General features: G+C 73.5%; 24 protein-coding genes and 1 riboswitch. Of the genes, 2 read left to right on the forward strand and 22 right to left on the reverse strand.

Translation table 11 applies throughout. From position 1 onward, the window contains the following. Nucleotides 1-2,265 carry a polyribonucleotide nucleotidyltransferase gene (locus PU704_RS08425; protein WP_047802794.1) on the reverse strand — a complete coding sequence of 755 codons (2,265 nt, stop codon included), beginning with the start codon at nt 2,263-2,265 and terminating at the stop codon, nt 1-3. Between the two features lie 257 nt (nt 2,266-2,522). Further along, the gene (gene rpsO / locus PU704_RS08430) at nt 2,523-2,792 is read right to left on the reverse strand and encodes a 30S ribosomal protein S15 (protein WP_047802795.1); all 270 of its coding nucleotides are present in this window, start codon (nt 2,790-2,792) and stop codon (nt 2,523-2,525) included. Between the two features lie 253 nt (nt 2,793-3,045). On the opposite strand from rpsO, the gene PU704_RS08435 reads away from it, so the two are divergent. Next, a complete protein-coding gene (locus tag PU704_RS08435) occupies nt 3,046-3,915 on the forward strand; it encodes an aldo/keto reductase (protein WP_277550988.1) in 870 nt (289 codons plus the stop codon). A gap of 18 nt (nt 3,916-3,933) precedes the next feature. Here the strand turns inward: PU704_RS08435 and PU704_RS08440 are convergent, their stop codons facing one another. From PU704_RS08440 to PU704_RS08485, 10 genes are all read right to left on the reverse strand, one after another. Next, complete coding sequence (locus PU704_RS08440; protein WP_075871030.1) at nt 3,934-4,923, reverse strand: bifunctional riboflavin kinase/FAD synthetase; 990 nt, start codon at nt 4,921-4,923, stop codon at nt 3,934-3,936. Nucleotides 4,924-4,978: 55 nt separating this feature from the next. Further along, on the reverse strand, nt 4,979-5,593 hold the full coding sequence (locus PU704_RS08445; protein WP_277550989.1) for a GNAT family N-acetyltransferase: 615 nt from the start codon (nt 5,591-5,593) through the stop codon (nt 4,979-4,981). Between the two features lie 112 nt (nt 5,594-5,705). Next, entirely contained in the window at nt 5,706-6,185 is a 480-nt protein-coding gene (locus tag PU704_RS08450) for a hypothetical protein (RefSeq protein ID WP_047802798.1), read from the reverse strand. 43 nt (nt 6,186-6,228) lie between these two features. Next, complete coding sequence (locus PU704_RS08455) at nt 6,229-6,600, reverse strand: hypothetical protein (protein ID WP_075871027.1); 372 nt, start codon at nt 6,598-6,600, stop codon at nt 6,229-6,231. Continuing rightward, entirely contained in the window at nt 6,600-7,649 is a 1,050-nt protein-coding gene (gene truB / locus PU704_RS08460) for a tRNA pseudouridine(55) synthase TruB (protein ID WP_277550990.1), read from the reverse strand. Before truB ends, PU704_RS08455 begins: the two co-directional genes overlap by 1 nt. A gap of 20 nt (nt 7,650-7,669) precedes the next feature. Then, complete coding sequence (gene rbfA, locus PU704_RS08465; RefSeq protein WP_277550991.1) at nt 7,670-8,119, reverse strand: 30S ribosome-binding factor RbfA; 450 nt, start codon at nt 8,117-8,119, stop codon at nt 7,670-7,672. A gap of 204 nt (nt 8,120-8,323) precedes the next feature. Continuing rightward, entirely contained in the window at nt 8,324-11,194 is a 2,871-nt protein-coding gene (gene infB / locus PU704_RS08470; RefSeq protein ID WP_277550992.1) for a translation initiation factor IF-2, read from the reverse strand. A gap of 142 nt (nt 11,195-11,336) precedes the next feature. Then, nucleotides 11,337-11,747 (reverse strand): YlxR family protein, encoded by a 411-nt coding sequence (locus tag PU704_RS08475; RefSeq protein WP_277550993.1) that lies wholly within the window; start codon nt 11,745-11,747, stop codon nt 11,337-11,339. Between the two features lie 192 nt (nt 11,748-11,939). Continuing rightward, nucleotides 11,940-12,920 (reverse strand): transcription termination factor NusA, encoded by a 981-nt coding sequence (gene nusA / locus PU704_RS08480; RefSeq protein ID WP_047804925.1) that lies wholly within the window; start codon nt 12,918-12,920, stop codon nt 11,940-11,942. Nucleotides 12,921-13,112: 192 nt separating this feature from the next. Continuing rightward, nucleotides 13,113-13,631 (reverse strand): ribosome maturation factor RimP, encoded by a 519-nt coding sequence (locus PU704_RS08485; protein WP_277550994.1) that lies wholly within the window; start codon nt 13,629-13,631, stop codon nt 13,113-13,115. Between the two features lie 101 nt (nt 13,632-13,732). Here PU704_RS08485 and PU704_RS08490 point away from each other — a divergent pair, with 101 nt between their 5' ends. Then, the gene (locus PU704_RS08490) at nt 13,733-14,704 is read left to right on the forward strand and encodes a hypothetical protein (protein ID WP_277550995.1); all 972 of its coding nucleotides are present in this window, start codon (nt 13,733-13,735) and stop codon (nt 14,702-14,704) included. Between the two features lie 119 nt (nt 14,705-14,823). Here PU704_RS08490 and PU704_RS08495 read toward each other — a convergent pair whose 3' ends face one another. The 10 genes from PU704_RS08495 to PU704_RS08540 all read right to left on the reverse strand — a co-directional run bounded on the left by PU704_RS08495 (nt 14,824) and on the right by PU704_RS08540 (nt 25,843). Beyond that, entirely contained in the window at nt 14,824-15,636 is an 813-nt protein-coding gene (locus tag PU704_RS08495; protein ID WP_083665260.1) for a TSUP family transporter, read from the reverse strand. A gap of 4 nt (nt 15,637-15,640) precedes the next feature. Then, nucleotides 15,641-17,440: a proline--tRNA ligase gene (locus tag PU704_RS08500; RefSeq protein ID WP_277550996.1), complete on the reverse strand. Its 1,800-nt coding sequence runs from the start codon at nt 17,438-17,440 to the stop codon at nt 15,641-15,643. 142 nt (nt 17,441-17,582) lie between these two features. Then, the gene (locus PU704_RS08505; RefSeq protein WP_277550997.1) at nt 17,583-18,437 is read right to left on the reverse strand and encodes a GNAT family N-acetyltransferase; all 855 of its coding nucleotides are present in this window, start codon (nt 18,435-18,437) and stop codon (nt 17,583-17,585) included. Between the two features lie 18 nt (nt 18,438-18,455). Beyond that, entirely contained in the window at nt 18,456-19,622 is a 1,167-nt protein-coding gene (gene ispG / locus PU704_RS08510; protein WP_062736725.1) for a flavodoxin-dependent (E)-4-hydroxy-3-methylbut-2-enyl-diphosphate synthase, read from the reverse strand. Nucleotides 19,623-19,765: 143 nt separating this feature from the next. After that, nucleotides 19,766-21,100, reverse strand: coding sequence for a M50 family metallopeptidase (locus PU704_RS08515; protein ID WP_277550998.1), 1,335 nt, complete (start codon nt 21,098-21,100; stop codon nt 19,766-19,768). 189 nt (nt 21,101-21,289) lie between these two features. Continuing rightward, a complete protein-coding gene (locus PU704_RS08520; RefSeq protein ID WP_277551088.1) occupies nt 21,290-21,889 on the reverse strand; it encodes a methionine ABC transporter permease in 600 nt (199 codons plus the stop codon). 56 nt (nt 21,890-21,945) lie between these two features. Beyond that, nucleotides 21,946-23,022, reverse strand: coding sequence for a methionine ABC transporter ATP-binding protein (locus PU704_RS08525; RefSeq protein ID WP_277550999.1), 1,077 nt, complete (start codon nt 23,020-23,022; stop codon nt 21,946-21,948). Further along, entirely contained in the window at nt 23,019-23,894 is an 876-nt protein-coding gene (locus PU704_RS08530) for a MetQ/NlpA family ABC transporter substrate-binding protein (protein ID WP_277551000.1), read from the reverse strand. The genes PU704_RS08525 and PU704_RS08530 overlap by 4 nt, the downstream gene beginning before the upstream one ends. Before the next feature lie 100 nt (nt 23,895-23,994). Beyond that, nucleotides 23,995-24,111, reverse strand: a riboswitch (SAM riboswitch). Nucleotides 24,112-24,149: 38 nt separating this feature from the next. Next, on the reverse strand, nt 24,150-25,460 hold the full coding sequence (gene dxr / locus PU704_RS08535; RefSeq protein WP_277551001.1) for a 1-deoxy-D-xylulose-5-phosphate reductoisomerase: 1,311 nt from the start codon (nt 25,458-25,460) through the stop codon (nt 24,150-24,152). Between the two features lie 113 nt (nt 25,461-25,573). Beyond that, nucleotides 25,574-25,843, reverse strand: coding sequence for a GlsB/YeaQ/YmgE family stress response membrane protein (locus PU704_RS08540; RefSeq protein ID WP_047801865.1), 270 nt, complete (start codon nt 25,841-25,843; stop codon nt 25,574-25,576). Nucleotides 25,844-25,952 lie beyond the last annotated feature (109 nt).

Below are 25,952 nucleotides of genomic sequence, written 5' to 3' on the forward strand. Positions count from 1 at the left end.
TCAGACCTCGGAGGCCGCGTCGTCCTCGGCGAAGACGTTGGGCTCCTCGGCGACCACCGGGGCCAGCGACAGCTTGCCGCGGTCGTCGACCTTGGTGATCTCCACCTGGACCTTCTGGCCCACGCCGAGGACGTCCTCGACGTCGGTGACGCGCTTGCCCTCGTTGAGCTTGCGCAGCTCCGAGATGTGCAGCAGGCCGTCCTTGCCGGGGGTCAGGGAGACGAAGGCGCCGAAGGTCGTGGTCTTCACCACGGTGCCCAGGTAGCGCTCGCCGACCTCGGGGACCTGCGGGTTGGCGATCGCGTTGATCGCCGCGCGGGCCGCCTCGGCCGAGGGGCCGTCGGTGGCGCCGATGTAGACGGTGCCGTCGTCCTCGATCGAGATGTCGGTGCCGGTGTCCTCCTGAATCTGGTTGATCATCTTGCCCTTGGGGCCGATGACCTCGCCGATCTTGGAGACGGGCACCGTCACGGAGATCACGCGCGGAGCGAACTCGCTCATCTCGTCCGGCTGGTCGATGGCGGCGTTGAGCACCCCGAGGATGTGCAGGCGGGCCTCGCGGGCCTGGGTGAGGGCCGCGTCCAGGACGGAGGAGGGGATGCCGTCCAGCTTCGTGTCGAGCTGGATCGCGGTGACGAACTCGGCGGTGCCGGCGACCTTGAAGTCCATGTCGCCCAGCGCGTCCTCGGCGCCCAGGATGTCGGTCAGCGCGGCGTAGCGGGTCTCCCCGTCCACCTCGTCCGAGACCAGACCCATGGCGATGCCGGCCACCGGGGCGCGCAGCGGCACGCCGGCGTTGAGCAGCGACAGGGTCGAGGCGCACACGGAGCCCATCGACGTGGAGCCGTTGGAGCCCAGCGCCTCCGAGACCTGGCGGATGGCGTAGGGGAACTCCTCGCGGGAGGGCAGCACCGGGGTGATGGCCCGCTCGGCCAGCGCGCCGTGACCGATCTCGCGGCGCTTCGGGGAGCCCACGCGGCCGGTCTCGCCGGTGGAGTACGGCGGGAAGTTGTAGTGGTGCACGTAGCGCTTGTGCTTGACCGGGGACAGCGAGTCGATCTGCTGCTCCATCTTGAGCATGTTCAGCGTGGTGACGCCCATGATCTGGGTCTCCCCGCGCTCGAAGATCGCCGAGCCGTGGACCCGGGGCAGGACCTCGACCTCGGCGGTGAGCTGGCGGATGTCCGTCAGGCCGCGGCCGTCGATGCGCACCTGCTCGGTGAGGATCCGCTGGCGCACGGTCTGCTTGGTCAGGGCCTGGTAGGCGCCGTTGACCTCGTCCTTGCGGTCCGCGAAGGGCTTGCCCTCCCCGGTCAGCTCCGCGAGGGTCGACTGGTGCAGCTCGTCGGTCGCGGCCTCGCGCTCCTGCTTGCCGGCGATCGAGTAGACCTCGGCGAGCCGGGTGCCGGCGGTGGCCGCCACGGCCTCCTTGACGTCGTCGCCGAAGCCGCCGAAGCGCGGCAGCTCCATGGCGGGCTTGCCGGCGCGGGCCTTGAGGTCGGCCTGGGCGTCGCACAGGGCCTTGATGGCGGGCTTGGCGGCCTCGAGGCCCTGGGCCACGAGCTCCTCGGTGGGGGCCGCGGCGCCGTTGCTCTTGATCAGGTTCCAGGAGTTGTCGGTGGCCTCGGCCTCGACCATCATGATCGCGACGTCCTCGGTGCCGTCCTTGCCGGTGACGACCCGGCCGGCCACGGCCATGTCGAACACGGCGTTCTCGAGCTGGGAGTGCTTCGGGAAGGCCACCCACTGGTGCTGGCCGTTCTCCCCGGCCATGAGAGCCATGCGCACGCCGCCGACCGGACCCTGGAAGGGCATGCCGGACAGGGTCGTGGACATCGACGCGGCGTTGATCGCCACGGTGTTGTAGATCTCGTCCGGGTTGATGGACAGGATCGTCACGACGACCTGGACCTCGTTGCGAATGCCCTTGCCGAAGGCCGGGCGCAGCGGGCGGTCGATGAGCCGGCAGGTGAGGATCGCGTCCGTGGAGGGGCGGCCCTCGCGGCGGAAGAACGAGCCGGGGATGCGCCCGGCGGCGTACATGCGCTCCTCGACGTCGACCGTCAGGGGGAAGAAGTCGAAGCCCTCGCGGGGGGACTTGCCCACCGTGGTGGCGGAGAGCATGGTGGTGTCCTCGTCGATGGAGACGAGGGTGGAGCCGGCGGCCTGCTTGGCGAGGCGGCCGGTCTCGAAGCGCACGACGCGCTTTCCGTAGGAGCCGTTGTCGATGACGGCTTCGGCGTACTGGATCTCGGGACCCTCCAAGGGTCACCTCCGTTTCGTGTCGGCGGGGCGGCCCGCGCGCCACCCGGTCTTCGATCGAGATCCACGGACCGCCGGGGCCCGCGGGGGCCGTCCGGTTTCCGGAGATCACTACCGAGGACCGCGAATGATCGGCGCGGTGGCCCCGTCTGGGGTTCGGTGGTGCTGCAGTGTGCGGTGGTGCTCACCCGTCCGGGACGGACGGGGGTGGTGCTCGGCGGCGCCCTCCCGGGGGCCGGGGGGACGCCGCCGGGGGCCGACTAGCGGCGCAGGCCGAGGCGCTCGATGAGCGTGCGGTAGCGCGTGATGTCGGTGTCGCGCAGGTAGGTCAGCATGCGACGACGACGACCGACCAGGGCCATCAGGCCGCGGCGGGTGTGGTGGTCGTGCTTGTGCTGCTTCAGGTGCTCCGTCAGATCGGCGATCCGGCGGGTCAGGACCGCGATCTGCACCTCGGGCGAACCGGTGTCGCCCTCGTGGGTGGCGAAGTCCTGGATGATCTGCTGCTTGACGGCGGCGTCGAGTGCCACGTGTAACTCCGTTCGAGTCAGTACCGTGCGGCCCGGTCGGCGGGTTCGCCGCCGGGTCCCGGGAGCTCCCGGGGGTCCGACAACCACGGACTGCAGTCGGACCGCCGTCAAGTCTACCGGACGCGCGCAGATCACCCCAGCGGGGCGGCCCGCGGCGCGCTGGGCTGGGTGCTCCCGGGGCCGTGGGCCAAGATGGGAGGGACACCACGACCAGGGCCCGAGCGCGCTCGGGCACGGAGCACAGGAGCAGCCCGTGAGCAAGGACACCCAGGAGGGCCGGGGCCTCGAGCCCGCCGGCCGCACGCACACCATGCGGGACGGCCGGCGCATCCCCGCGATCGGTCTGGGGACCTACCCCATGGACGACGCCGAGGCGGAGGCGAACGTCGCCGAGGCGCTGATGCGCGGCTACCGGATGGTCGACACGGCCGTGAACTACGGCAACGAGACCGGGGTGGGCCGCGGGGTCGCCGCCTCCGGCGTGCCCCGCGGCGAGCTGTTCCTGACCACGAAGCTGCCGGGCCGGGACCACGGCACCGACGCCGTGCGCCGCTCCCTCGACGGGTCGCTGCGGCGGCTGGGCACCGACCACGTGGACCTCTACCTCATCCACTGGCCGAACCCGTCGGTGGACCGCTACGTGGAGACGTGGCGGACCATGCTGGAGCTGCAGGAGGAGGGCCTGGTCCGCTCGGTGGGGGTGTCCAACTTCACCCCGGCGCACATCCGCCGGCTGGTGGCGGAGACCGGGACGACCCCGGCCGTGAACCAGGTCGAGCTGCATCCGCAGTACCAGCAGGAGCGGCTGCGGGAGTTCCACGAGGAGCACCGCATCGTCACGCAGGCCTGGTCCCCGCTGGGCCGCAAGACGGACGTCCTCCAGCACGAGTGGATCGCGCGGATCGCCCGGCGGATCGGGCGCACCCCGGCGCAGGTCGTGCTGCGCTGGCACCTGCAGTCCCGGACCGTGCCGATCCCGAAGACCTCCGACACCCGGCGGATGGCCGAGAACCTGGACGTCTTCGACTGGGAGCTGGACGAGGAGCAGATGCAGCGGCTGCAGATGCTGCACACCGGGATCAGCGGCTCGGGCTTCGACCCGAACACGCACGAGGAGATGTAGCGCCGGGCCGCCGGGGGCTCAGCCCTCGGCGGCCAGGATCCGCCGGGTGCGGGCCACGTCGTCGTCCATCTGTGCCACGAGCTTGTCGACGCCCTCGTAGGCGACCATCCCGCGCAGCCGCTCCACGAACTCGACGACCACGTCCTGGCCGTAGAGGTCGAAGTCCTCGACCCGCTCCGCGGGGCGGTCGATGACGTGGGCCTCCACCTGGCGCGGGACGTTCTCGAACGTGGGGTTGGAGCCCACGGAGATCGCGGTGGGCCAGCGGGTGCCGTGGGCGTCGACCAGCCACCCGGCGTAGACGCCGTCCGCGGGGACGAACCCGGCGGTCTCCGGGGACAGGTTGGCCGTGGGGTAGCCCAGCTCCCGTCCCCGGGCCGCCCCGTGCACGACCTCCCCGCGCACCCGGTGGTTGCGCCCGAGCAGCCGGGCGGCGGCGCGCACGTCCCCGGCCTGCAGGCAGGAGCGGATCCACGTCGACGAGCAGCGGCGCTCCCCCGACGGGGCGTGCCGGGTGTCCTCGCCGTCCAGCGGGTCGAGCAGGTCGTCGACCACCCGGACCTCGAAGCCGTGGCGCTCCCCCAGCTCCCGCAGCGTGTCGATGTTGCCGGAGTTGCCGCGGCCCAGGCGGGTGTCGGAGCCCACCACCAGGCAGCGGGCGCCGAGCGGCCCGACCAGGGTGCCCAGCACGAACTCCTCGGTGGTCTGCTCGGCGAACTCCAGGGTGTACCGCAGCACGAGCACCGCGTCCGCCCCGGTCTGCTCGAGGGCGTCGAGCTTGTCCTCGGTGCCCATGATCAGCCCGGGCGAGCTGTCGGGCCGGTGCACCTGGGCCGGGTGCGGGTCGAACGTCACCACCACCGAGGCCCAGCCGCGCTCGCGGGCGGAGCTGACGAGCTGGGACATCACCTGCTGGTGGCCCCGGTGGACGCCGTCGAAGTTGCCGAGGGTGACCACCGACGGGCCGAAGCCCGGGGGGACGTCAGAGAGATCTCGCCAGCGGAACACGGTTCTCCTCGCAGGATCGGGACAGGCAGGAACGGGACGGGACGGGGCCGGGGGGTCAGCGCGGGGCGCCGGGCGGGGGCGGGCCGTCCCAGGCGGTGCGGGGGGTGCGGGGGTCGTCGGCCCCGAGGGTGAGGATCCAGGCGTCGACGGAGGCGCCGCGCTGCTCCATGAACCCGTCGATGCGCACCGGCGACCGGAAGCCCAGCTTCCACGCGAGCTTGCGGCTGGCCCAGTTGGGGACCTTCGCCATCCAGTAAGCATAGGTCAGTCCCAGGTGCTCGAAGCCGTGGTCGAGCAGCAGCCGGCAGGCGGCCTCGGCGGCCCCGGTGCCCCGGGCGTGCGGGCCGAAGTTGAGCCCGACGTCGGCGGTGGTGCCGCGCAGCGCGTTGAACCCCACGGTCCCGTAGAGGCGGTCGGTCGCGGCGTCGGCGGCGGCCCAGTTGTACTCGCGGCCCGCACGCCAGGCCTCGGGGACGAAGTGCTCGACGTACCAGCGGGCGTCGGACTCCGTGTAGCCCAGCGGCACGGTGGTGAACTCGGCGGCCGCCGGATCGGCGCAGTTGCGGGTCAGCTGCGGGACGTCGCGCTCGTCGAGCCGGCGCAGGACCACGGTCCCGTCGGTGAGGACGGGGACGTCGTAGTCTCCGGCGCCGTCGGGGCGTGCGGGCATGGGTGTGGTCCTTTCGGGAGGGTGCGGCGCGGGGCGCTCCGGCCCGCGCACGAGCCTACCCGCTGCGGGCGCCCGCCCGGCGCGGGGAGGCCGGGCTCCCCCGGCGGCGGGTTCAGGCGCCGGGAACGGCGGCCCGGGGCCGGGAGCGCCACAGCCACGCGAGACCGACCAGGGGCAGGACCAGCGGTACGTAGCCGTAGCCCTGGCCGAAGTGCGACCACACGCTGGCCTTCGGGAACAGCTCGGGGGCGAGCACCGAGAGCAGCCCCACGCCGAGCACCCCGCACAGCTCGACCAGCACGGCCGCCACGGCCACGCGGTGCCAGCGGGCACCGGGCCGGGCGAGGGCCACGGTGGCGAGCACGTACACCGCCGCGGCGAAGGCGGAGAGCAGGTACGGCAGCGGGGCGGCGCCGAAGTCGGTGAGGATCTGGTACAGGGACCGCACCCCGGCCGAGAGCGAGAACACCGCGTAGACCACCACGACCAGACGGCCGAAGCCCGAGGACTTCCGGTCGGCGCGCCCGCCGCCGCGCCGGGGACCGAAACGCTGCTGCAGGCGGGTGCGCCCGGGGTCGGGGTGGTGGGTCATCGGGCGGTCTCCTGGTCGGGCGGGGCGGACGGCGGGCGGGGGCTCACTGGTAGTACCAGATGAAGTTCATGCGGTAGACCATGATCGCCACCACGGGCCCCGCGGCGGCGAGCACGTAGTTGGACCAGGCCGAGCGCTCCACCAGCGACCACACGAAGGTCCCGGCGGGGATGAGCAGCGCGGTCAGCAGGTAGCCCCAGTACTCCAGCGCCGAGCCGGTGGGTGCGGGGCCCACCAGGTGCATGACGACCGAGCCCACCGCGTAGGCCAGGAGGAAGGCCTCCAGCAGCAGCACGGAGCCCTGGGTCCAGTCGTCGGGCCGCCGGCCCCGCAGGGCCTGCACCGCGCACACCAGGAAGGACGCCCCGCCGAGCAGGACCGCGGCCCAGAACCAGCCGTCGTAGCCCCACAGCATCAGCGGTCTTGCCCCCGCTCCGCGGGCGGCCCGGGGGTCTCGGGAAACCGTTCCCCGGGCAGGAACACGAGCACGGGCTTGGCCGTGCGGGCACCGCGCTCGCCCCGGTCGCGGAGCAGGGCGACGAGCCGTCCGTCCGGGGCCAGCCCGGCGGTCACCGCCTCGTTGTCGAGGGGGCCCTCCGCCGGGTCCCCCGCGGACGGCCCGATCCGGCGCCCGTCGGCGAGGTCGCCCGCCTCGGCGGCCGTGAGCCGGCGGACGGGGAAGAGCCCGGCGGCGGCCCGCTCCAGGGTGGTCACGGGCAGGGGGCGGCCCGCGGCGACGTCGGCGGCCAGCTCGTCCAGGGTGGAGGCGTGCTCGAGGGTCAGCGCGCCCACGCGGGTGCGGCGCAGGGCGGTGAGGTGCCCGCCGACCCCCAGGGCCTCGCCGAGGTCCCGCGCCAGGGCGCGCACGTAGGTGCCGGTGCTGCAGGAGACGGTGGCCTCGACGTCGAGGACCGGCCGGCCGGCGTCGTCGTGGGTCCGCGTGATCCGGTGCACGTCGAAGGCGGAGACCGTCACGGGGCGGGCGGCGAGCTCCACGTCCTGCCCGGCGCGCACCTGGGCGTAGGCCCGCCGTCCGTCGACCTTGATGGCGCTGACCTTGGCCGGGACCTGCTGGAGGGCACCGGTGAGCCGGGCGACCGCCGCGGTGACGGCCTCGTCGGTGAGCGCCTCGACGTCGGCGGGCTCGGCCACGGCGACCAGCTCGCCCTCGGCGTCGTCGGTCACCGTCGCCTGCCCCAGCCGCAGGGTGGTCTCGTAGGTCTTGTCCTGGCCGACCACCCAGGTCAGCAGGCGGGTGGCCTTCTCGACGCCCACCACCAGCACCCCGGTGGCCATGGGGTCCAGGGTGCCGGCGTGGCCGACCTTCCGGGTGCCGGCGAGCCGGCGCATCCGGGCGACGACGTCGTGGCTGGTCCAGCCGGCGGGCTTGTCCACGACCACGAGCCCGGACACCGTCGGCAGGGACGGGTCCGGGCTCGGGACGTCGTGCGGGGCGCGGGCCATCGGTCCGGTGCCTGCCGCGCTCAGCGGGACGGGGAGGACTCGTCGTCCTCCTCGGCGGGCCGGCGGTAGGGGTCCTCCCCCGCCGCCCAGGTGGCCGAGGCGGCCTGCGCGGCGACCTCGGCGTCCTTCTCCTTGGCGGCGCGCAGCACCTCCTCCAGGTGGGAGGCGTTCACGGGGATCTCGTCCGGGACGAACGTGAGGGTCGGGGTGAGGCGGGCGGTGATGTTGCGGCTGACCTCGCTGCGCAGGACGCCCTTGGCGGACTCCAGGGCCGCGCGGGTGCTCTCCTGCTCCTCGGCGGTGCCGAATACCGTGTAGTACAGCGTCGCGTGCTGCAGGTCGTTGGTCACCCGGGCGTCCGTGATGGTCACGAAGCCGAGCCGGGGGTCCTTGACCCGGCGCTCGAGCGCCTGGGCGACGACCACCTTGATCCGGTCGGCGAGTCGGGCGGCGCGTGCTGCGTCAGCCATGGTGGGTGCTCCTCGGTTGTTCGACGGTGCGTCCGTCCGGCAGTGCCGTCGTCCGTCAGTGCCGTCGTTCGTCAGTGCTGTCGTTCGGGGGTGCTGCGGTTGGGGTGTGCTGTGGTGCACACGGTGGCGGCGGCACGGACGGGCACCGGGCCCGTCCGTGCCGCCGCGGCGGCCCCGCGCACGGGGCGCGGGGGCGGGGACGGGTCAGGCGCGCGGCTTCTCGCGCATCTCCCACGTCTCGATGAGGTCGCCCTCGCGGATGTCGTTGAAGGAGCCGAGCCCGATACCGCACTCGTAGCCCTCGCGGACCTCGGTCGCGTCGTCCTTGAACCGGCGCAGCGAGTCGATGGTGAGGTTCTCGGCCACGACGCTGCCGTCCCGGACCAGCCGGGCCTTGGAGTTCCGGCGGATGGTGCCCTTGGTGATGTAGGCACCGGCGATGTTGCCCCACTTGGAGGAGCGGTACACCTCGCGGATCTCGGCGGTGCCGAGCTCCACCTCCTCGTACTCCGGCTTGAGCATGCCCTTGAGCGCGCTCTCGACGTCGTCGATGGCGTTGTAGATCACCGAGTAGAACTTCATCTCGACGCCCTCGCGGTCGGCCAGTTCCGTCACGCGCTCGGCGGGGCGGACGTTGAAGCCGATGATGATGGCGTTGTCCACGGTCGCCAGGTTGACGTCGTTCTGGGTGATCGCGCCCACGCCGCGGTGGATGACGCGCAGCTGGACCTCCTCGCCCACGTCGATCTTCAGCAGCGAGTCCTCCAGCGCCTCGACGGCACCGGACACGTCGCCCTTGATGATGAGGTTGAGCGTGTCGATCTTGCCCGCGGCCACGGCCTCGTCGAAGGACTCCAGCGTGATCCGCTTGCGGCGCTTGGCGAGCAGCGCGTTGCGGTCCGCCGCCTGCCGCTTCTCGGCGATCTGGCGCGCGGTGCGCTCCTCCGGGGTGGACAGGAACGTGTCACCGGCGCGGGGCACCGAGTCCAGGCCGAGGACCTGCACCGGCCGCGAGGGACCGGCCTGCTCGACCGACTTGCCGTTCTCGTCGAACATGGCGCGCACGCGGCCGTACGCGGCGCCGGCGACGATCGCGTCGCCGACGCGCAGCGTGCCGGACTGCACGAGCACGGTCGAGACCGCACCGCGGCCCTTGTCCAGGTTCGCCTCGATGGCCACGCCGCGGGCGTCCTTGTTGGGGTTCGCCTGCAGCTCGAGCGCGCCGTCCGCGGTCAGCACGATCGCGTCCAGCAGGTCGTCGATGTTCAGGTCCTGGCGGGCCGAGACGTCGACGAACATGGTGTCGCCGCCGTACTCCTCCGGGACCAGGCCGTACTCGGTGAGCTGACCGCGGATCTTGTCCGGGTTCGCCTCGGGCTTGTCGATCTTGTTGACCGCCACCACGATCGGCACACCGGCGGCCTGGGCGTGGTTGAGCGCCTCGACCGTCTGCGGCATGACGCCGTCGTCCGCGGCGACCACGAGCACGGCGATGTCCGTCACCTGGGCACCACGGGCACGCATGGCGGTGAACGCCTCGTGACCCGGGGTGTCGATGAAGGTGATCTGCCGCTCCTGGCCGTCCACCTCGGTCTCGATCTGGTAGGCGCCGATGTGCTGGGTGATGCCGCCGGCCTCCCCCTCGATCACCTTGGTGTTGCGGATCGCGTCGAGCAGGCGGGTCTTGCCGTGGTCGACGTGGCCCATGACGGTCACGACCGGCGGGCGCGCCTCCAGCACGTCCTCGCCCTCGGCCGCGGCCTCGGCCTCCAGGTCGATGTCGAAGGACTCGAAGAGCTCGCGCTCCTCGTCCTCCGGGGAGACGACCTGGATCTTGTACCCGAGCTCGGCGCCCAGCAGCTGGAAGGTGTCCTCGTCGAGGGACTGCGTCTGGGTGGCCATCTCGCCGAGGTGGATGAGCACCGTGACGAGGGAGGCCGGGTTCGCGTTGATCTTCTCGGCGAAGTCCGTCAGGGACGCGCCGCGGCGCAGGCGCACGACCGTGGTGCCGTCGCCGTGGGGCACGGAGACACCACCGACGGACGGGGCCTTCATCTGCTCGAGCTCCTGGCGCTTCGCCCGCTTCGACTTGCGCTGCTTGCCGCGCGCACCGCCGCGCCCGAAGGCGCCCTGGGTGCCGCCGCGGCCGCCGCGGCCGGGGCCGCCGCCGGGACGGGAGAACCCGCCGCCGCCGCCGGGACCGCCGCGCCGGGGACCGGCTCCGCCGCCGGCCGGCCGCGAGCCGATCGGGGCCACGCCGGAGGTGTGTCCGGGCATCATGTTCGGGCTGGGACGGGCGCCGCCGGGGCGGGGGCCGCCCTGGGGACGGGGTCCGCCCTGGCCCTGCGGACGCGGACCCGCCGCGCCCTGGCCCTGCGGGCGCGGACCGCCCTGGCCCTGGGGACGCGGTCCGCCCTGGCGCTCGGGGCGGCCCGTGCGCATGCCCTGCTGGGCGGCGAACGGGTTGTTGCCCGGGCGGGGGCCGCCGGGACGGGGCGCGCCGGGACGGGGCCCGGCCGAGCCCGGGCGGGGAGCCGCGGCGCCGGGGCGCGGCGCGGCCGAGCCCGGGCGGGGCGCGCCGCCGCGGGACATCCCCTGCTGGGTGGCGAACGGGTTGTTGCCCGGGCGGGGCCCGGGGCTGGGTGCCTTGGCGCCCGGCGAGGCGGGACGCTGTGCGGCGGGACGCTCCGGGGCGGACGGCTGCTCGGCGCGGGCGGCCGGCTGCTGGGCGGAGTCCTGCTGGGCGGGCTTGGCGGCCGGCTTCTCGGCCGGCTTGGCGGCCGCCGGGCCCGGGCTGGGCGCGGCGGAGCCCGGCTTGGCGGACGTGCCGGGCCGGGGTGCGGGGCGGCCCGGCTTCGCGGGGGACGGCGCGTTGCCGCCGGCCGGGCGGGCGGGGGCCGCGGCGGCCTTGTCCGCCTTGTCGGCGAACGCCGAGCGCAGCTTCTTGGCGACGGGGGGCTCGACGGTCGAGGACGCGCCTCGGACGAACTCACCCAGGGTCTGAAGCGTGGAAATCGCTTCCTTGGACGTTATTCCGAGCTCTTTCGCGAGCTCGTGAACGCGGGGCTTGGCCACTTCTCTCCTGTCTCGGTCCGCACCGAAACAGGCACGAACCACTTATTTTCCGTTGAGGCTCCCGGGGTGTCGGCCGTCGACGACGGCGCGCCGGCCCAGGAGGCCGTAGGCAGAGCACAACGAAGCACTCATCGCTGGGCACTCATCGGTTTTCCATCGGTTCTCTGACTCGCTTTCCAGTTCTGACCCGCGTGTGGACGTGGTCACCGGTCCGGTCGGACCGCGCGGGCTGCCGTCCGGGGACGGCTGTGGTCGGCACTCGTGCGCCCGGTCGCCGGGCTGTCCGCGAGGACAGCAGGGCGTCCAGCTCGGGGGCGATCCCCTCGGTGTCCACGGGGGCCCGGAACGCGCGCTGGAAGGCGCGGCGGCGCAGGGCCGTGTCCAGGCACTCGCGGGAGGGGTGGAGCCAGGCTCCACGACCGCCGAGGCGCCCGCTCCGGTCGAGCACGGCCCTTCGGCCGCCGTCGTCCGGCTCGGTCACCACACGTACGAGCTGGTCAGGGTGGTCGGTGGTCCGGCATCCGATGCACGTGCGACGGGAGTCCGCACTCACTCAGGGCTCCTCGTCTCGCGGCGGGACGTCGGAACGGCTCGCGCGGGCCGGGGATCCGGCGCCGGACAGGGACCACCAACGATCTGACCGTGGACCAGTCTATCCCGGGGACGGCCCTGAGCCGAAACCGGGCGGGCGGGGACCCGCGGGGCGGGTCCGTGCGGCGGCTCGGGTCCCGCTCCCGGAGCGGGCTCAGGCCCGCGCGGCCGCCTTCGACTCGGGGACGATGTCGATCTTCCAGCCGGTGAGCTTCGCGGCGAGGCGGGCGTTCTGCCCCTCCTTGCCGATGGCCAGGGACAGCTGGGAGTCGGGGACGACGGCGCGGGAGGAGCGGGCGCGCTCGTCGAGCACGGTGACCCGGGACACCTTCGCCGGGGACAGGGCGTTGGCGATGCAGCGGGCCGGGTCGTCGGACCAGTCCACGATGTCGATCTTCTCGTCGTGCAGCTCGCTCATCACCGCGCGCACCCGGGAGCCCATCTCGCCGATGCAGGCGCCCTTGGCGTTGATCCCGCCCTGGGTGGCGCGCACGGCGATCTTGGTGCGGTGCCCGGCCTCGCGGGCCACGGCCATGATCTCGACGGAGCCGTCGGCGATCTCCGGCACCTCCATCTCGAAGAGCCGGCGCACGAGATCGGGGTGGGAGCGGGACAGCGTGATGGACGGGCCCTTCATGCCGCGCTTGACCTCCACCACGAAGGCCCGGATCCGGGACCCGTGCAGGTACTTCTCGCCCGGGGACTGCTCGTGCGGGGGCAGCACGCCCTCCACGGTGCCGAGGTCGACCTGCACCATGTGCGGATTGTGGCCCTGCTGGATCTGCCCGGACACGATCTCGCCCTCGCGGCCCTTGAAGTGGCCCAGCACGGCGTCGTCCTCGACGTCGCGCAGGCGCTGCAGGATGACCTGGCGGGCCGTGGAGGCCGCGATCCGTCCGAAGCCGGCCGGGGTGTCGTCGAACTCCCCGATCGCCTCACCGTCCTCGTCGAGCTCGGGGGCCCAGATGGTCACGTGCCCGCTCCGGCGCTCGATCTCGGCGCGGGCGCCCGGCAGCGCCCCGGGGCTCTTCTGGTAGGCCAGCAGGAGGGCCTGCTCGATCGTGGGGATGAGCAGGTCCACGGGGATGTCGCGCTCACGCTCCAGCAGTCGGAGGGTGCTCATATCGATGTCCATGTCCGGCCTTCCTCACGTGTCGACCCCGGGGACGAAACAGCGCGCCGTCGGTGAGGACGGAGCGCTGCCACGGGTCGTGTTCGCACACTTGTTCGTTGTACTCGGTTGTCGTCGCACTGCGGACCGCGGCGCCGGTGGGCGCCGCGGCGTCAACGGCACATCTTACACTCGCCCCGGGGTGCTCCGGGGCGCTCAGTCCGTGAACTCGACCTCCACCTTGGCCCGGCGCACGCGGTCGAACGACCACCGCTCCGGGTCGAGCAGCCTGGCGGGCATGCCCTTCTTCGCCTGGTGGCTGCGCTGCAGGACCACCCCGTCCTGCGCCACCTCCAGCAGCCGGGCGGTGAACTTCTCCCCCTCCACGGGGGTGACGCGCACCAGCCGCCCGATCGAGCGCCGCCAGTGCCGGGTCTCGGTGAGCTCCCGGGTGGCACCCGGGGAGGAGACCTCCAGCTCGTAGGCGGACCCGGGCACGGGGTCGTCCCGGTCCAGGGCGTCGGAGACCGCGCGGGCCACCTCGGCGATGCGGTCGATGTCCACGCTGTCGGTGCGGTCCTCGGGCAGGTCGACGAGCACCTGCAGCACCAGCCCGGTGCCGCTCGGCTTCAGGGCGACGTCCTCCAGGACCAGGCCCGTCTCCTCCACGACCGGTCCGATCAGATCGGTCAGCCGCCGGCGGTCGTCGGGTCCGGTGCTGCTCTGCTCGCTCACGGGGATCTCCTGGTGCTCTCGGGTCGGGCGGGGGTCGCTCCAGCAGATCCTATGATGAACCGGGACCCCGCCCTCTCCCCTCCCCCGTCCAGGAGCCCCCGGTGACCGATCCCCGCACGCCCGCCCGCCGGGTGCTCCCGCCGCTGCCGACGGTGCTGCTGACGGTGCTGGTGGTGCTCCTCGCCGCGCTCGGCGGCTGGCGGCTCGGCGCGGCGCGGCCCGTGCCCCCGGACGAGGTGGCCCGGGCGGACGCGTGGTCGCGCACGGAGACGCTGCTGAGGCACCCGTCCCTGGAGGACCTGGAGGAGGGTGCGGCCGTGCGCGCGGACCTGGACCGCCAGCTCGCCGCCCTGGGTCCGGCGCCCGTAACCCGGGCCTCGGCCGCGGCGCGGGCCGCGCACCCCTCCCCCTCGGAGGCCGCCGGGCCCGGAGCGCCGGCGGGCACCGAGGACCTCGCCGGCGCCCTGGCGCGCTCTGCCGCGGCCCTGGCCCGGGACGCCCTGGACGCCGAGGACCCCGCCCTGGCGCGCGTCCTCGGCGCCGCCGCGGCCTCGCGGGCGACCACGGCCGGGCAGCTGGGCGGGGCTGCCGCGGTGCCGCGGCTGTGCGCACCCGGCGCAGACCGCGGTTCCGGGGCGACGACGTCCGCCGCGGCGCCGCTGTGGTCGGCGCTGGACCGGGCCGGCTACGCCCTCGAGGCGCTGGCCGCCCGCACCGGGCCGACCGGCGCACCGGCGGACGCTGCCCTGCGGCAGGCCCGCGCGGACGTGGCGGACCTGCTGGAGGCACCCGTTGCGCGCGGGGTGCTCGCGGCGGAGCCCGGGCTGCGCGCCGGCGCCTACGTCCTGCCCGGCCAGCTCTGGGAGGACCCCCGCCGGGGCGCCGGAGCGGCGGCGGGCGACGTGCAGGAGGCCGCCGCGCACGCCCTCGCCCAGGGCGGGCCGGCGACACGCTGCTGGGCGCTCCGAGCGCTGGAGCGGGCCGGCACGCTCCGCGCGGAGGTCAGCGGCGAGGTGGACGCCCTGCCCGGGGTGCTCCCCGACGACCCCTCCGCCGTGCCCGGCGCACCGTGACGCACGGCCGGCGTCGCCCCGGGAGGACCCGGTGACCCGTCGCCGGAGGGCGGGCCGGGCCACGGCCCCGCAGGGCTCGGCCCCGCAGGAACGGGGGCCCGCGGAGCAAGGTCCCCGGATCAGGCCCCGCGCAGCACGTCGACGCCCAGCTTGAGGATCAGCAGCGAGACCACGCTGAGGAACACGACGCGGATGAACCGGTTGCCGCGGGCCACCGCGGTGCGCGCCCCGAGGTAGCCGCCCACCATGTTGGACAGGCCCAGCAGGAGTCCCAGGCCCCACAGCACCGAGCCGTGCCCGAAGAAGAACAGCAGGGCGCCCACGTTGGTGGCCAGGTTGACGATCTTCGCCTTCGCGCTCGCGGCCAGGAAGCTGTAGCCCAGCAGGGTGATCATGGCGATCACGAGGAAGGACCCGGTGCCCGGGCCCATCACGCCGTCGTAGAAGCCGATCACCGTGCCGATCACCATCGCGGTCCCGTAGTGCCGGGCCCCGCTGTGGCGCAGCTCGGTGAGCTGGCCGACGGTGGGCTGGGCGACGGTGAACAGCAGCACGGCGACCAGCGCCGCGAGGATGATGGGCCGGAACACCTCCTCGGGCAGGGACGCGGCCAGGGCCGCGCCGCCGAAGCTTCCGGCCAGCGCGACCCCGGCCATGGGCAGGGCCGTGCGCAGGTCCGGGGAGGTGCGGCGGTAGAACGTCAGCGCGCTCGTGGCCGTGCCGAACACGGAGCCCATCTTGTTGGTGGCCAGCGCCTGCACCGGGCTGATGCCGGGGACCATGAGCACCACCGGCAGCTGCAGCAGCCCGCCGCCGCCGACGACGGCGTCGATGAACCCGGCGGCCAGCCCGGCGGCGACCAGCAGGACCACGACGCCGGGGTCCACCTGCTCCAGGCCGGAGGCCCCCAGCCAGCCCTCGAGCTGGTCCACGGGCTCAGCCGCGCACGGCTGCGGAGACCACGGCGGCGACGCCGTCCCGGGCCACGTCCTCGCTGGTGCCGCTCGCGCGGTCCTTGAGCTCCAGCAGGCCGTCCTTGAGCCCGCGGCCGACCACCAGGACGGTGGGCACGCCGAGCAGCTCGGCGTCGCCGAACTTCACGCCCGGGGAGACCTTGGGGCGGTCGTCGAAGAGCACCTCGATGCCCTCGGCCTCGAGCTCGGCCACGATCCGCTCGGCCTCCTCGATCACCTCGGGGCCCTTGCCGGTGGCGACCACGTGCACGTCGGCCGGGGCGACCTGACGGGGCCAGAGCAGTCCCTTGTCGTCGTGGTAGGCCTCGGCCAGGGCAGCCACCGCGCGGGTCACGCCGACCCCGTAGGAGCCCATGGTCACGGTGACGAGCTTGCCGTTGCGGTCCAGGACCTTCAGCCCGAGGGCCTCGGCGTACTTGCGGCCCAGCTGGAAGATGTGGCCTATCTCGATGCCGCGGGCCGCCTCGAGCGGCCCGGAGCCGTCCGGGGCGGGATCGCCGGCCCGGACCTCGGCGCACTCCAGGACGCCGTCCCAGGCGAAGTCCCGCCCGGCCGTGAGGTCGTAGACGTGCTTGCCGGCCACGTTCGCCCCGGTGATCCAGCGGGTGCCTCGGACCACCCGCGGGTCGACGAAGAAGGGGATCCCGGTCGAGGACCGCTCGCCGAGCACGGCCTGGTCGAGGCTCATGCCCGGGCCGATGTAGCCCTTCACCAGCAGCGGGCAGGTGCGCAGGTCCTCGTCGGTGGCCTGCTCCACCAGCACCTCCCCGGAGACCTCCAGGGCGGCGCCGACGCCGGCCTCGATGCGCTTGAGGTCCACGGCGCGGTCCCCGGGCAGGCCGACCGCCACGAGCCGGCGTTCGCCGTCGGGCAGGACGACGGCCAGCACCACGTTCTTGAGCGTGTCCGCGGCGGACCAGGGTCCCTCGTCGCGCGGGTGCAGCTCGTTCGAGCGCTGCACGAGCGTGTCGATGGTGGGGCTGGCCGGGGTGTCGAGCACGCGCGCCTCGGGGGCGGCGTCGACGTCGCGCTCGGGCGGCACCACCGTGGTGACCGCCTCGACGTTGGCCGCGTAGCCCCCGGCCGAGCGCACGAAGGTGTCCTCCCCGATCGGGGTGGGGTGCAGGAACTCCTCGGAGCGGGAGCCGCCCATGGCCCCGGACTGCGCCGACACGGCGATCACGGGCAGGCCCAGACGCTCGAAGATCCGGACGTAGGCCTCGCGGTGGCGGGCGTAGGACTCGTCGAGGCCGGCGTCGTCGACGTCGAAGGAGTAGGAGTCCTTCATCACGAACTCGCGTCCGCGCAGCAGGCCGGCGCGCGGCCGGGCCTCGTCCCGGTACTTGGCCTGGATCTGGTAGAGGGTGACCGGGAGGTCCTTGTAGGAGGAGTACAGGTCCTTCACGAGCAGCGTGAACATCTCCTCGTGCGTGGGCGCCAGGAGGTAGTCGGCCTCCTTGCGGTCCTTCAGGCGGAAAAGGTTCTCGCCGTACTCCGTCCACCGATTGGTGACCTCGTAGGGCTCGCGCGGCAGCAGCGCCGGGAAGTGCACCTCCTGGGCGCCGATCGCGTCCATCTCCTCGCGCACCACCCGTTCCACCTTCGCGAGCACCCGCAGGCCCATCGGCAGCCAGGTGTAGATGCCGGGAGCGGCGCGGCGGATGTAGCCGGCGCGCACGAGCAGCCGGTGGCTGTCCACCTCGGCGTCGACGGGGTCTTCGCGGAGGGTCCGCAGGAACAGGGAGGAGAGGCGCAGCGCCACGTGGGCTCCGTTTCTCCCGGGGATCGCGGCGAGGTGCGGCCGGGTCCGGGGCGTCGAGAGGGGGTGCGGCACCGGCGGCGCCGCGGATTCCGGTCAAATCTACACCCCCGGCGCCGCACCGGACGGCGCGCCCGGTGGGCGCTCAGAGCAGGACGGTCGCGAAGGTCCCGACCCGGCGGAAGCCGACCCGTTCGTAGGTGGCCAGGGCGCGGGTGTTGTAGTCGTTGACGTAGAGGCTGATCACCGGGGTGGTGCGGCGGGCCAGGCGCACCGCGGCGGCCATGCACGGCGCCGCCAGCCCGCGGCCGCGGTGCGCCGGGTCGACCCACACCCCCTGCACCTGGGCGACCCCGCGGGCGACCGAGCCGAGGTCGGCCTTGAACACCACCCGGTCCCGCTCGTCGGTGAGCACGAGGCATCGTCCCGAGCCGACGAGGGCGGCCACCCGGTCCCGGTAGCCGCGGTCCCCGCCGGAGTACGGTGAGTAGCCGACCTCCTCCTCGAACATCGCGGCGCTGGCCGGCAGCACGGCGGGCAGGTCGGCGGTGGTGGCGAACCGGACACCGGGGTGCGGCGCGGGCGCCGGGTCGTGGTCGATCGCCAGCAGGGGCTGCACCGGGCGGACGTCGAAGGGCCGCGGCCACGAGCGCTCGAGCCGGGACCACAGTCCGAGCACCGGTGCGGCCGGACCGAAGACGGAGGCGTACCGGGCCCCGCCCCGGCGCAGGTGCCCGGCCACGAGGTCGAGACCGGGCTCGTCGAGGGTGATCGGGACGACGTTGGTGCCCGTCCAGCACGCGCCGGTGAGCCGCCCGTCCGGATCCGCCGTGCCGACGACCGGCGGCACCCGGGAACCGCGGCCGCGACGGTGGGACTCCACGTGGGCGGCCACGAAGGCGTGGGCGACGGGGTCCGCCCCGAGCAGGCGGTCCAGCTCGTCCGGGTCGACCTCCCCCGACGGCACGAGCCGCGGCGCCGTCCTCCGCTGCGTCCTCACCCGTTCGTCACCGTCCCGTCAGCTGACGCTCACCACGGGGCTGCCGGTGGCGCTCTCCCCGTCCCCGTCCGCGTCCATCTCGGCGGCGATGCGGTTGGCCTCCTCGATCAGGGTCTCCACGATGAGGTCCTCGGGGACGGTCTTCACGACCTCGCCCTTGACGAAGATCTGACCCTTGCCGTTGCCGGAGGCCACCCCGAGATCGGCCTCGCGGGCCTCGCCGGGGCCGTTGACGACGCAGCCCATGACGGCGACGCGCAGTGGGACGGTGAGGCCCTCCAGGCCCGCGGTGACCTCGTCCGCGAGGGTGTAGACGTCCACCTGGGCGCGTCCGCACGAGGGGCAGGAGACGATCTCGAGCTTGCGCGGGCGCAGGCCCAGGGACTGCAGGATCTGGTTGCCCACCTTGACCTCCTCGACCGGGGGCGCGGAGAGCGAGACCCGGATGGTGTCGCCGATGCCCTGGGAGAGCAGGGCGCCGAAGGCGGTGGCGGACTTGATGGTGCCCTGGAACGCCGGGCCGGCCTCGGTCACGCCCAGGTGCAGGGGCCAGTCCCCGCGCTCGGCCAGCAGCTGATAGGCCCGCACCATGGTGACGGGGTCGTTGTGCTTGACCGAGATCTTGAAGTCGTGGAAGTCGTGCTCCTCGAACAGGGACGCCTCCCACACCGCGGACTCCACGAGCGCCTCCGGGGTGGCCTTCCCGAAGCGGTCCATGATCCGCTGGTCCAGGGAGCCCGCGTTCACCCCGATCCGGATGGACACCCCGGCGGCCTTGGCCTCCCGGGCGATCTGGGCGACCTGGTCGTCGAACTTGCGGATGTTGCCGGGGTTCACGCGCACGGCGGCGCACCCGGCCTCGATGGCCTTGTACACGTACTTCGGCTGGAAGTGGATGTCGGCGATCACCGGGATCGGGGACTTCATCGCGATGATCGGCAGGGCGTCGGCGTCGTCCTGCGACGGGCAGGCCACCCGGACGATGTCGCACCCGGCGGCGGTCAGCTCGGCGATCTGCTGCAGGGTCGCGTTGATGTCCGTGGTGGGGGTCGTCGTCATGGACTGCACGCTGACCGGCGAGTCGGAACCGACCCCCACGGACCCGACCCGGATCTGCCGGGTCTTCCGGCGCGGGGACAGGACGGGCTGGGGTGCGGCGGGCATGCCGAGGCTGACCGGGGTCAAGGGTTCCTCCGAGGAGTTCGCGGACAGATGCGGGAACGGTGGCGGGCGGACCCGGTCGCCGGGTCCGTCGTCGCCTCCCATTGTGCCCCATGCCCCCGGGCGCTTCCTGGGGCGGTCCCCGGATTCCTCCGTGGCCGAACGGCTCAGAACAGCTGGACGGGCTTCACGATGTCCGCGTAGACCAGCAGGACCGACATCCCGATCATCAGCGCGGCCACGGCGTAGGTCAGAGGGAGCAGCCGCGCCGGGTCGAACGGGCCCGGGTCGGCGCGGCCCAGCAGCCGGGCGGCGCCCCGCCGCAGGCCCTCCCACAGGGCGCCGGCCACGTGCCCTCCGTCCAGCGGCAGGAGGGGCAGCAGGTTGAAGACGAACAGCGCCAGGTTCACCGATCCGACCAGCCCCACCAGGGAGGCGGCCTTGTCCCGCAGCTCGATCTCCTCGTGGGCGGCGATCTCCCCGGAGATGCGGCCGATCCCGACCACGGAGATGGGTCCGTCCGGGTCCCGCGGCGCGTCCGAGAACGCGGCCTGCCCCACCTCGTAGACCCGCTGCGGCAGGTGAAGCACGATCCCGGCGATCTGCTCCAGCCCGTCGAGCACCGCCCCGGGCACCGCGGTGAGCGGCTGCCGGACGGGAACGGCGGTGGGGCTGATCCCGATGAACCCCACGTCCTCGTAGCGGGGCGCGCCGTCGGGTCCCGTCACGGCGGCCCCGGTGTCGTCGACCACCGGGCGGGAGGTGAGGATCGGGGTGAGCACGGTCCGCACCTCCGTGCCGTCGCGCTCGACCACCACGGGGATCCGCTCCCCGGCGCGGTCGCGGACCCGCGCGGTGAGCTCCTCCCACGTGGTCACGGGGGCCCCGGCGACGGCGGTGACGACGTCCCCGGGACGCAGCCCGGCCGCGTTGGCCGGCGCCTCGGGGTCTCCGGCGCGGCACTCGGCCTGCCCGGCGGCCTGCCGCTCGGCGGGCACCACGCACTCCGAGACCCACGCGACCGTTGTGGTCGGCGTCGCGGTGCCGAACCCGGTGAGCAGCACGGCGAGGCACACGGTGCCCAGCAGCAGGTTCATCACGGGCCCGCCGAGCATGATCACGATCCGCTTCCACACGGGCAGGCGGTAGAAGACGCGGTCCTCGTCCCCGGGGGCCAGCTGCACGGCGGAGGCGCTGCGGGCCTCGGCGGCGAGCTGCTGGAGCACCCCGGTGCCGGCGGTCCGCGCCGTGCTCCCCGACCGGGCGGGCGGATACATCCCGACCATGGAGATGTAGCCGCCCAGCGGCACGGCCTTGAGCCCGTACTCGGTCTCCCCGCGGCGACGCGAGAACACGGTGCGGCCGAAGCCGACCATGTACTGGGTGACCCGCACGCCGAAGAGCTTGGCGGGGACCAGGTGGCCGAGCTCGTGCAGGGCGATCGAGGCCGCGATGGCCACGGCGGCGAGCAGCACGCCCACGAGGAACAGGACCACGCCCATCCGGGGACCTCCGGGGATCGTCGGGTCGTCCCCGGCGGTCGCCGGGGACGGCAGGGGCCGCGCGTGCGCGGCGAGGACCAGTGTGCACCACGATCCTGGACGCAGGGTGTCACGCTCCCGCGCACGACGACGGCCGGCCGCCTCCGGGGAGGGACCGGCCGTCGCGGGCACCGCTGCGGCGCCGGGGCGTCAGCGGCGCAGGATGCGCCGCGCCAGCCGGTTGCCCACCAGCTGGACCAGCTGCACGAGGACGACGATCACGGCGACCGCCGCCCACGTGACCTCGTCGTTGAACCGCTGGTAGCCCAGGCGCAGGGCGAAGTCGCCCAGTCCCCCGGCGCCGATGGCCCCGGCCATCGCGGACATGTCCGTGATGCCGATGACCAGGAAGGTGTAGCCGAGCACCAGGGGCCCGAGCGCCTCGGGCAGGATCACGGTGGTGATGATCCTCCCGCGCGAGACGCCCATCGAGCGGGCCGCCTCCACCACCCCGGGGTCCACGCTCATCAGGTTCTGCTCGACGATGCGCGCGACCGCGAACATCGCCCCGATGGTCATCGCGAAGATCGCCGCGTTGGGGCCCAGACGGGTCCCGACGACGTCCTCGGTGACCGGCCCCAGTGCGGCCAGGAGGATGATGAAGGGGATCGGCCGGACGAAGTTCACGACGAGATTGAGCGCCTCGTGCACCGGGCGGTTCTCCAGGATGTTGCCCCGGCGGGTCACGTAGAGCCCCACGCCCACGAGCATCCCGAGCAGCCCGGCGAGCACGAGGGTGACGGACACCATGTAGAGGGTCTCCCCGAGCGCGGAGAGCAGCTCGGGACCCAGGACGGACCAGTCGTTCACGCGGCCACCTCTCTCAGGGTCGTGATGCGGGACAGCTCGTCGACCACGGCCTGCACGGCCGTGTCCTCGCCGGTCAGCTCGAAGGTCAGGGACCCGAAGGACTGCTCCTGGAGCACGCTGATCCCGCCGTAGGCGATGGTGAAGCGGACTCCGCGGGCGGCGCCGTCGGAGAGCACACCGCCGATGTCCACGCCGTCGCCGACGTCCACGATCACCAGGCGCCCGCGGTGCGCCCGGCGCAGCCGCTCGACCTCGCGCTCGTCCGGCACCGAGTGCAGGACGGAGGAGACGAAGCGGCGTGCGGTGTCGGTGCGGGGCCGGGCGAAGATGTCCACCGTCGAGCCGTGCTCCACGACCTTGCCGTCCTGCATCACGGCGACGTGGTCGGCGATCGCCCGGACCACGTCCATCTCGTGGGTGATGATCACGATCGTGATGCCCAGCTCCCGGTTGACCCGCTGCAGCACCTGCAGGACCTCCTGGGTGGTCTCCGGGTCGAGGGCGCTGGTCGACTCGTCGGCCAGGAGCAGCTTGGGGCTGGTCGCCAGGGCACGGGCGATGCCCACGCGCTGCTTCTGCCCGCCGGAGAGCTGCTCCGGGTAGTTGCCGGCGCGCGCGGACAGGCCCACGAACTCCAGCAGCTCGGCGACCCGGGCCCGCCGCTTCTCCTTCGGCCAGCCGGCCCGCTTGAGTGGGTACTCGACGTTGCCGGCCACGGTCCGGGACGTGAACAGGTTGAACTGCTGGAAGATCATCCCGATCTCCTGCCGGACGGGCGCTAGCTCGGTCTCCTTGCGCCCGGCGACCTCGAACCCGTTCACGGTCAGGGAGCCGGCGGTCACCGGCTCGAGGCCGTTGATGAGCCGCACGAGCGTGGACTTGCCGGCCCCCGAGTACCCGATCACGCCGAAGATCTCCCCGCGACGGATCTCCAGCGAGACGCCGTCCACGGCGACGACCTCGCGACGGGCTTTCGCCGGGCCGGTGACGAAGGTCTTGCTGACGTCCTGGAAACGGACGATGACGTCTCCGTGGGAGTGGCGTGCCCGGTCGGGTGCGGCCGGAGCCGTCACTTCTGCAGGTCCTCGGCGTACCGGTCGACGACCTCGATCAGCTCCTCCTGCGGGACGTCCTTGGACACGGCGGTGTCCTTGGTCTCGGCCTGCTCCGCCGCCAGCACGGCGTCCGTGTGGAAGAGGTCGGCCACCTGGTGCAGGGTCTCGTCGTCCTTGTTGGCGCCGGTGGCCGCGAAGAAGTTCACGTAGGGCAGGGCGTTCTCGTTGTCCTCGCCGTCGGAGTACAGGGCGGTGTTGGGGTCGATGTCGGCCCGGGAGAGGAACGTGTTGTTGACCACGGCGCCGGCGGTCGAGCTGAGGGAGAGCACGGTCTGCTCGGCCGAGACGGGCGTGACCCGGACCTTGGAGGCCTCGGTGTCGATGTCCAGCTCGGACGGCGCCGTCGTGTCGGAGGTGAACTCCACGAGACCGGCCGACTGCAGCAGCAGCAGCGCCCGGGCGAGGTTGATCGCGTCGTTGGGCACCGCGATCTCGTCGCCCTCCTGGATCTGGTCGAGGGAGTCGTAGCGCTCCGAGTAGAGGCCCAGCGGGTAGATGGAGGTGGAACCGATGGGCACGATGTCCTCGCCGGAGTTGTTGCGGTAGTCGGCCAGGAACGCACCGTGCTGGAACCAGTTCATGTCGAGGTCGCCGCTGGTGAGCGCCGCGTTGGGCTGGTTGTAGTCGGTGAACTCGACGAGCTCGACCTCGACACCGGCCTTTTCGGCCTCCTCCAGGAAGGCCTCGTGCACCTGCGTGCGGCCGTCGGTGCCGATGGTGATCACGCCGTCGTCATAGGGTCCGCCGGCCTGGTCGGAGCCGCCGCAGGCGGTGAGGGTGAGGCCGAGGGTGGTGGCCAGGGCGAGGAAGGTGAGGCGCTGCGATCGCATGTCGTGCCTTTCCGTGGGTCCAGGAGGTCGGGAGTCTCCACCAGTCCCACCAGGACCGACGGCCACGGTCGAGGGCACGCCGGAGGGCGCGTCCGCGGTCGAACCGTACTTGCCGCCGGCCCACGATGGCCGGTGCCGGATGGTTCACCTGGGGCACCCCACTACGGGAGAGGGTTGCCGCCCAGCAAGCCAGGGCTGCGCGCTGGGACTCGTCATCCGCCCGACAGACTAGCACGTGCGTCGGGTCCGGCCCGGTCAGCGGGCGAGGACCTCCTGCGCCCGCCGCCGGGCCCAGCGCTCGGCCTCCAGGACGGCGCCGAGGTCCAGGACGCCGCCGTCCTGGTGCTCGCCCAGCACCGTCTCCACCGTGTCCACGATCGCCGGGAACCGGATCCGCCCGTCATGGAAGGCGTGCACCGCCTCCTCGTTGGCGGCGTTGAACACCGCCGGGTGGGTGCCCCCGCGCTCCCCCGCGGCCTTGATGAGCTCGACGGCGGGGAACGCGTCCCGGTCCAGCGGCTCGAAGGTCCACTCGGTGGCGCGGGTCCAGTCGCACGCGGCGGCGGCGCCGGGCACCCGGTGCGGCCAGGCGAGACCGAGGGCGATGGGCAGGCGCATGTCCGGCGGCGAGGCCTGCGCCAGCGTCGACCCGTCCACGAACTGGACCATGGAGTGCACCACCGACTGGGGGTGGACGACCACGTCGATGCGCTCGAGGGGAACGTCGAAGAGCAGGTGGGCCTCGAGCACCTCCAGGGCCTTGTTCACCATGGAGGCCGAGTTGGTGGTGACCATCACACCCATGTCCCAGGTGGGGTGGCGCAGCGCCTCGCGCGGGGTGACCGCCTCCAGCTCCGCCCGGGTGCGGCCGCGGAACGGCCCGCCCGAGGCCGTCAGGACGAGCCGGTCCACCTCGGCGGCGCTGCCGCCGCGCAGCGCCTGCGCCAGGGCGGAGTGCTCGGAGTCCACCGGGATCAGCGCGTCCGGGCGGCCCGAGGCGGCCGCCGCCTCCTTCACCAGCGCTCCTCCGGCGATCAGCGACTCCTTGTTGGCCAGCGCCAGCCGGTGCCCGGCCCGCAGTGCCGCCAGGGTGGGGGCGAGGCCGATCGAGCCGGTGATCCCGTTGAGCACGAGGTCGGCCTCGGGGTGCGCCGCGGCCGCCGTGGCGGCCTCGGGACCGTGCAGGATCTCGGGCCGGTAGTCCCCGGCGCCGGCGGCCGCGGCGCGCTCGCCGATCCGCCGGGCCAGCTCCTGGGCGTCCTCACCGCTGCCGCTCGTCGCCACCACGGCGGCGCGGGTCTCCACGGCCTGCTCCGCCAGCAGCGGCAGACGGCCCCGGCCGGCCGCGAGGGCCACCACGCGGAACGGCGCCCCGCCGTCGAGCCGGTTCGCCGCGCGCACGACGTCGAGCGCCTGGGTGCCGATCGACCCGGTCGACCCGAGCACGACGATCCGGCGGGGGCCGGCGGCGGCCAGCGCGCGCAGCTCGGGCGTCGGCTCGGGCGTCGGCTCGGAGGTCGGCTCGGGGGTCGTTTGGGGGCGGGGCGCGGCGGAGGGGGAGCTCATGGCCCCAGTATCCCCCAGCCGGACCGGCGCCCTGCCGCGGCGGGTCCGGACGGACCGAGGCCCCGGTCACCGTTTCCGGTGGCCGGGGCCTCGGGTTCCGCTGAGGGTGCGGATCAGTGCGTGCGGCCCTTGCGGCCGGTGAGCGCACCGTAGATGAAGAGCACGATGAGCGCTCCCACGACGGCGGTGATGATCGTGCCGATGTCGAACACGGACTCGAGGCTGCCGATGCCGATCAGCGAGCCCAGGAAGCCTCCGAGGAGGGCGCCGATGATGCCGAGCACGATCGTGACGATGATGCCGCCACCCTGGTTGCCCGGCATGATGAGCTTGGCGAGGGCGCCCGCGATGAGACCGAGGACGATCCAGCTGATGATTCCCATGATTGCTCCTTATCCGTCCCGGGAGGGACCTTCATTGTAAGCAACCGGCGAGTTTCCCAGGAATACCCTGGGCCGGCTTCTGCGCTCACCCTACCGGACTGTCAGCCCT

Source organism: Kocuria oceani (assembly GCF_029524215.1).
In the GTDB taxonomy this organism is placed as follows: Bacteria; Actinomycetota; Actinomycetes; order Actinomycetales; family Micrococcaceae; genus Kocuria; species Kocuria oceani.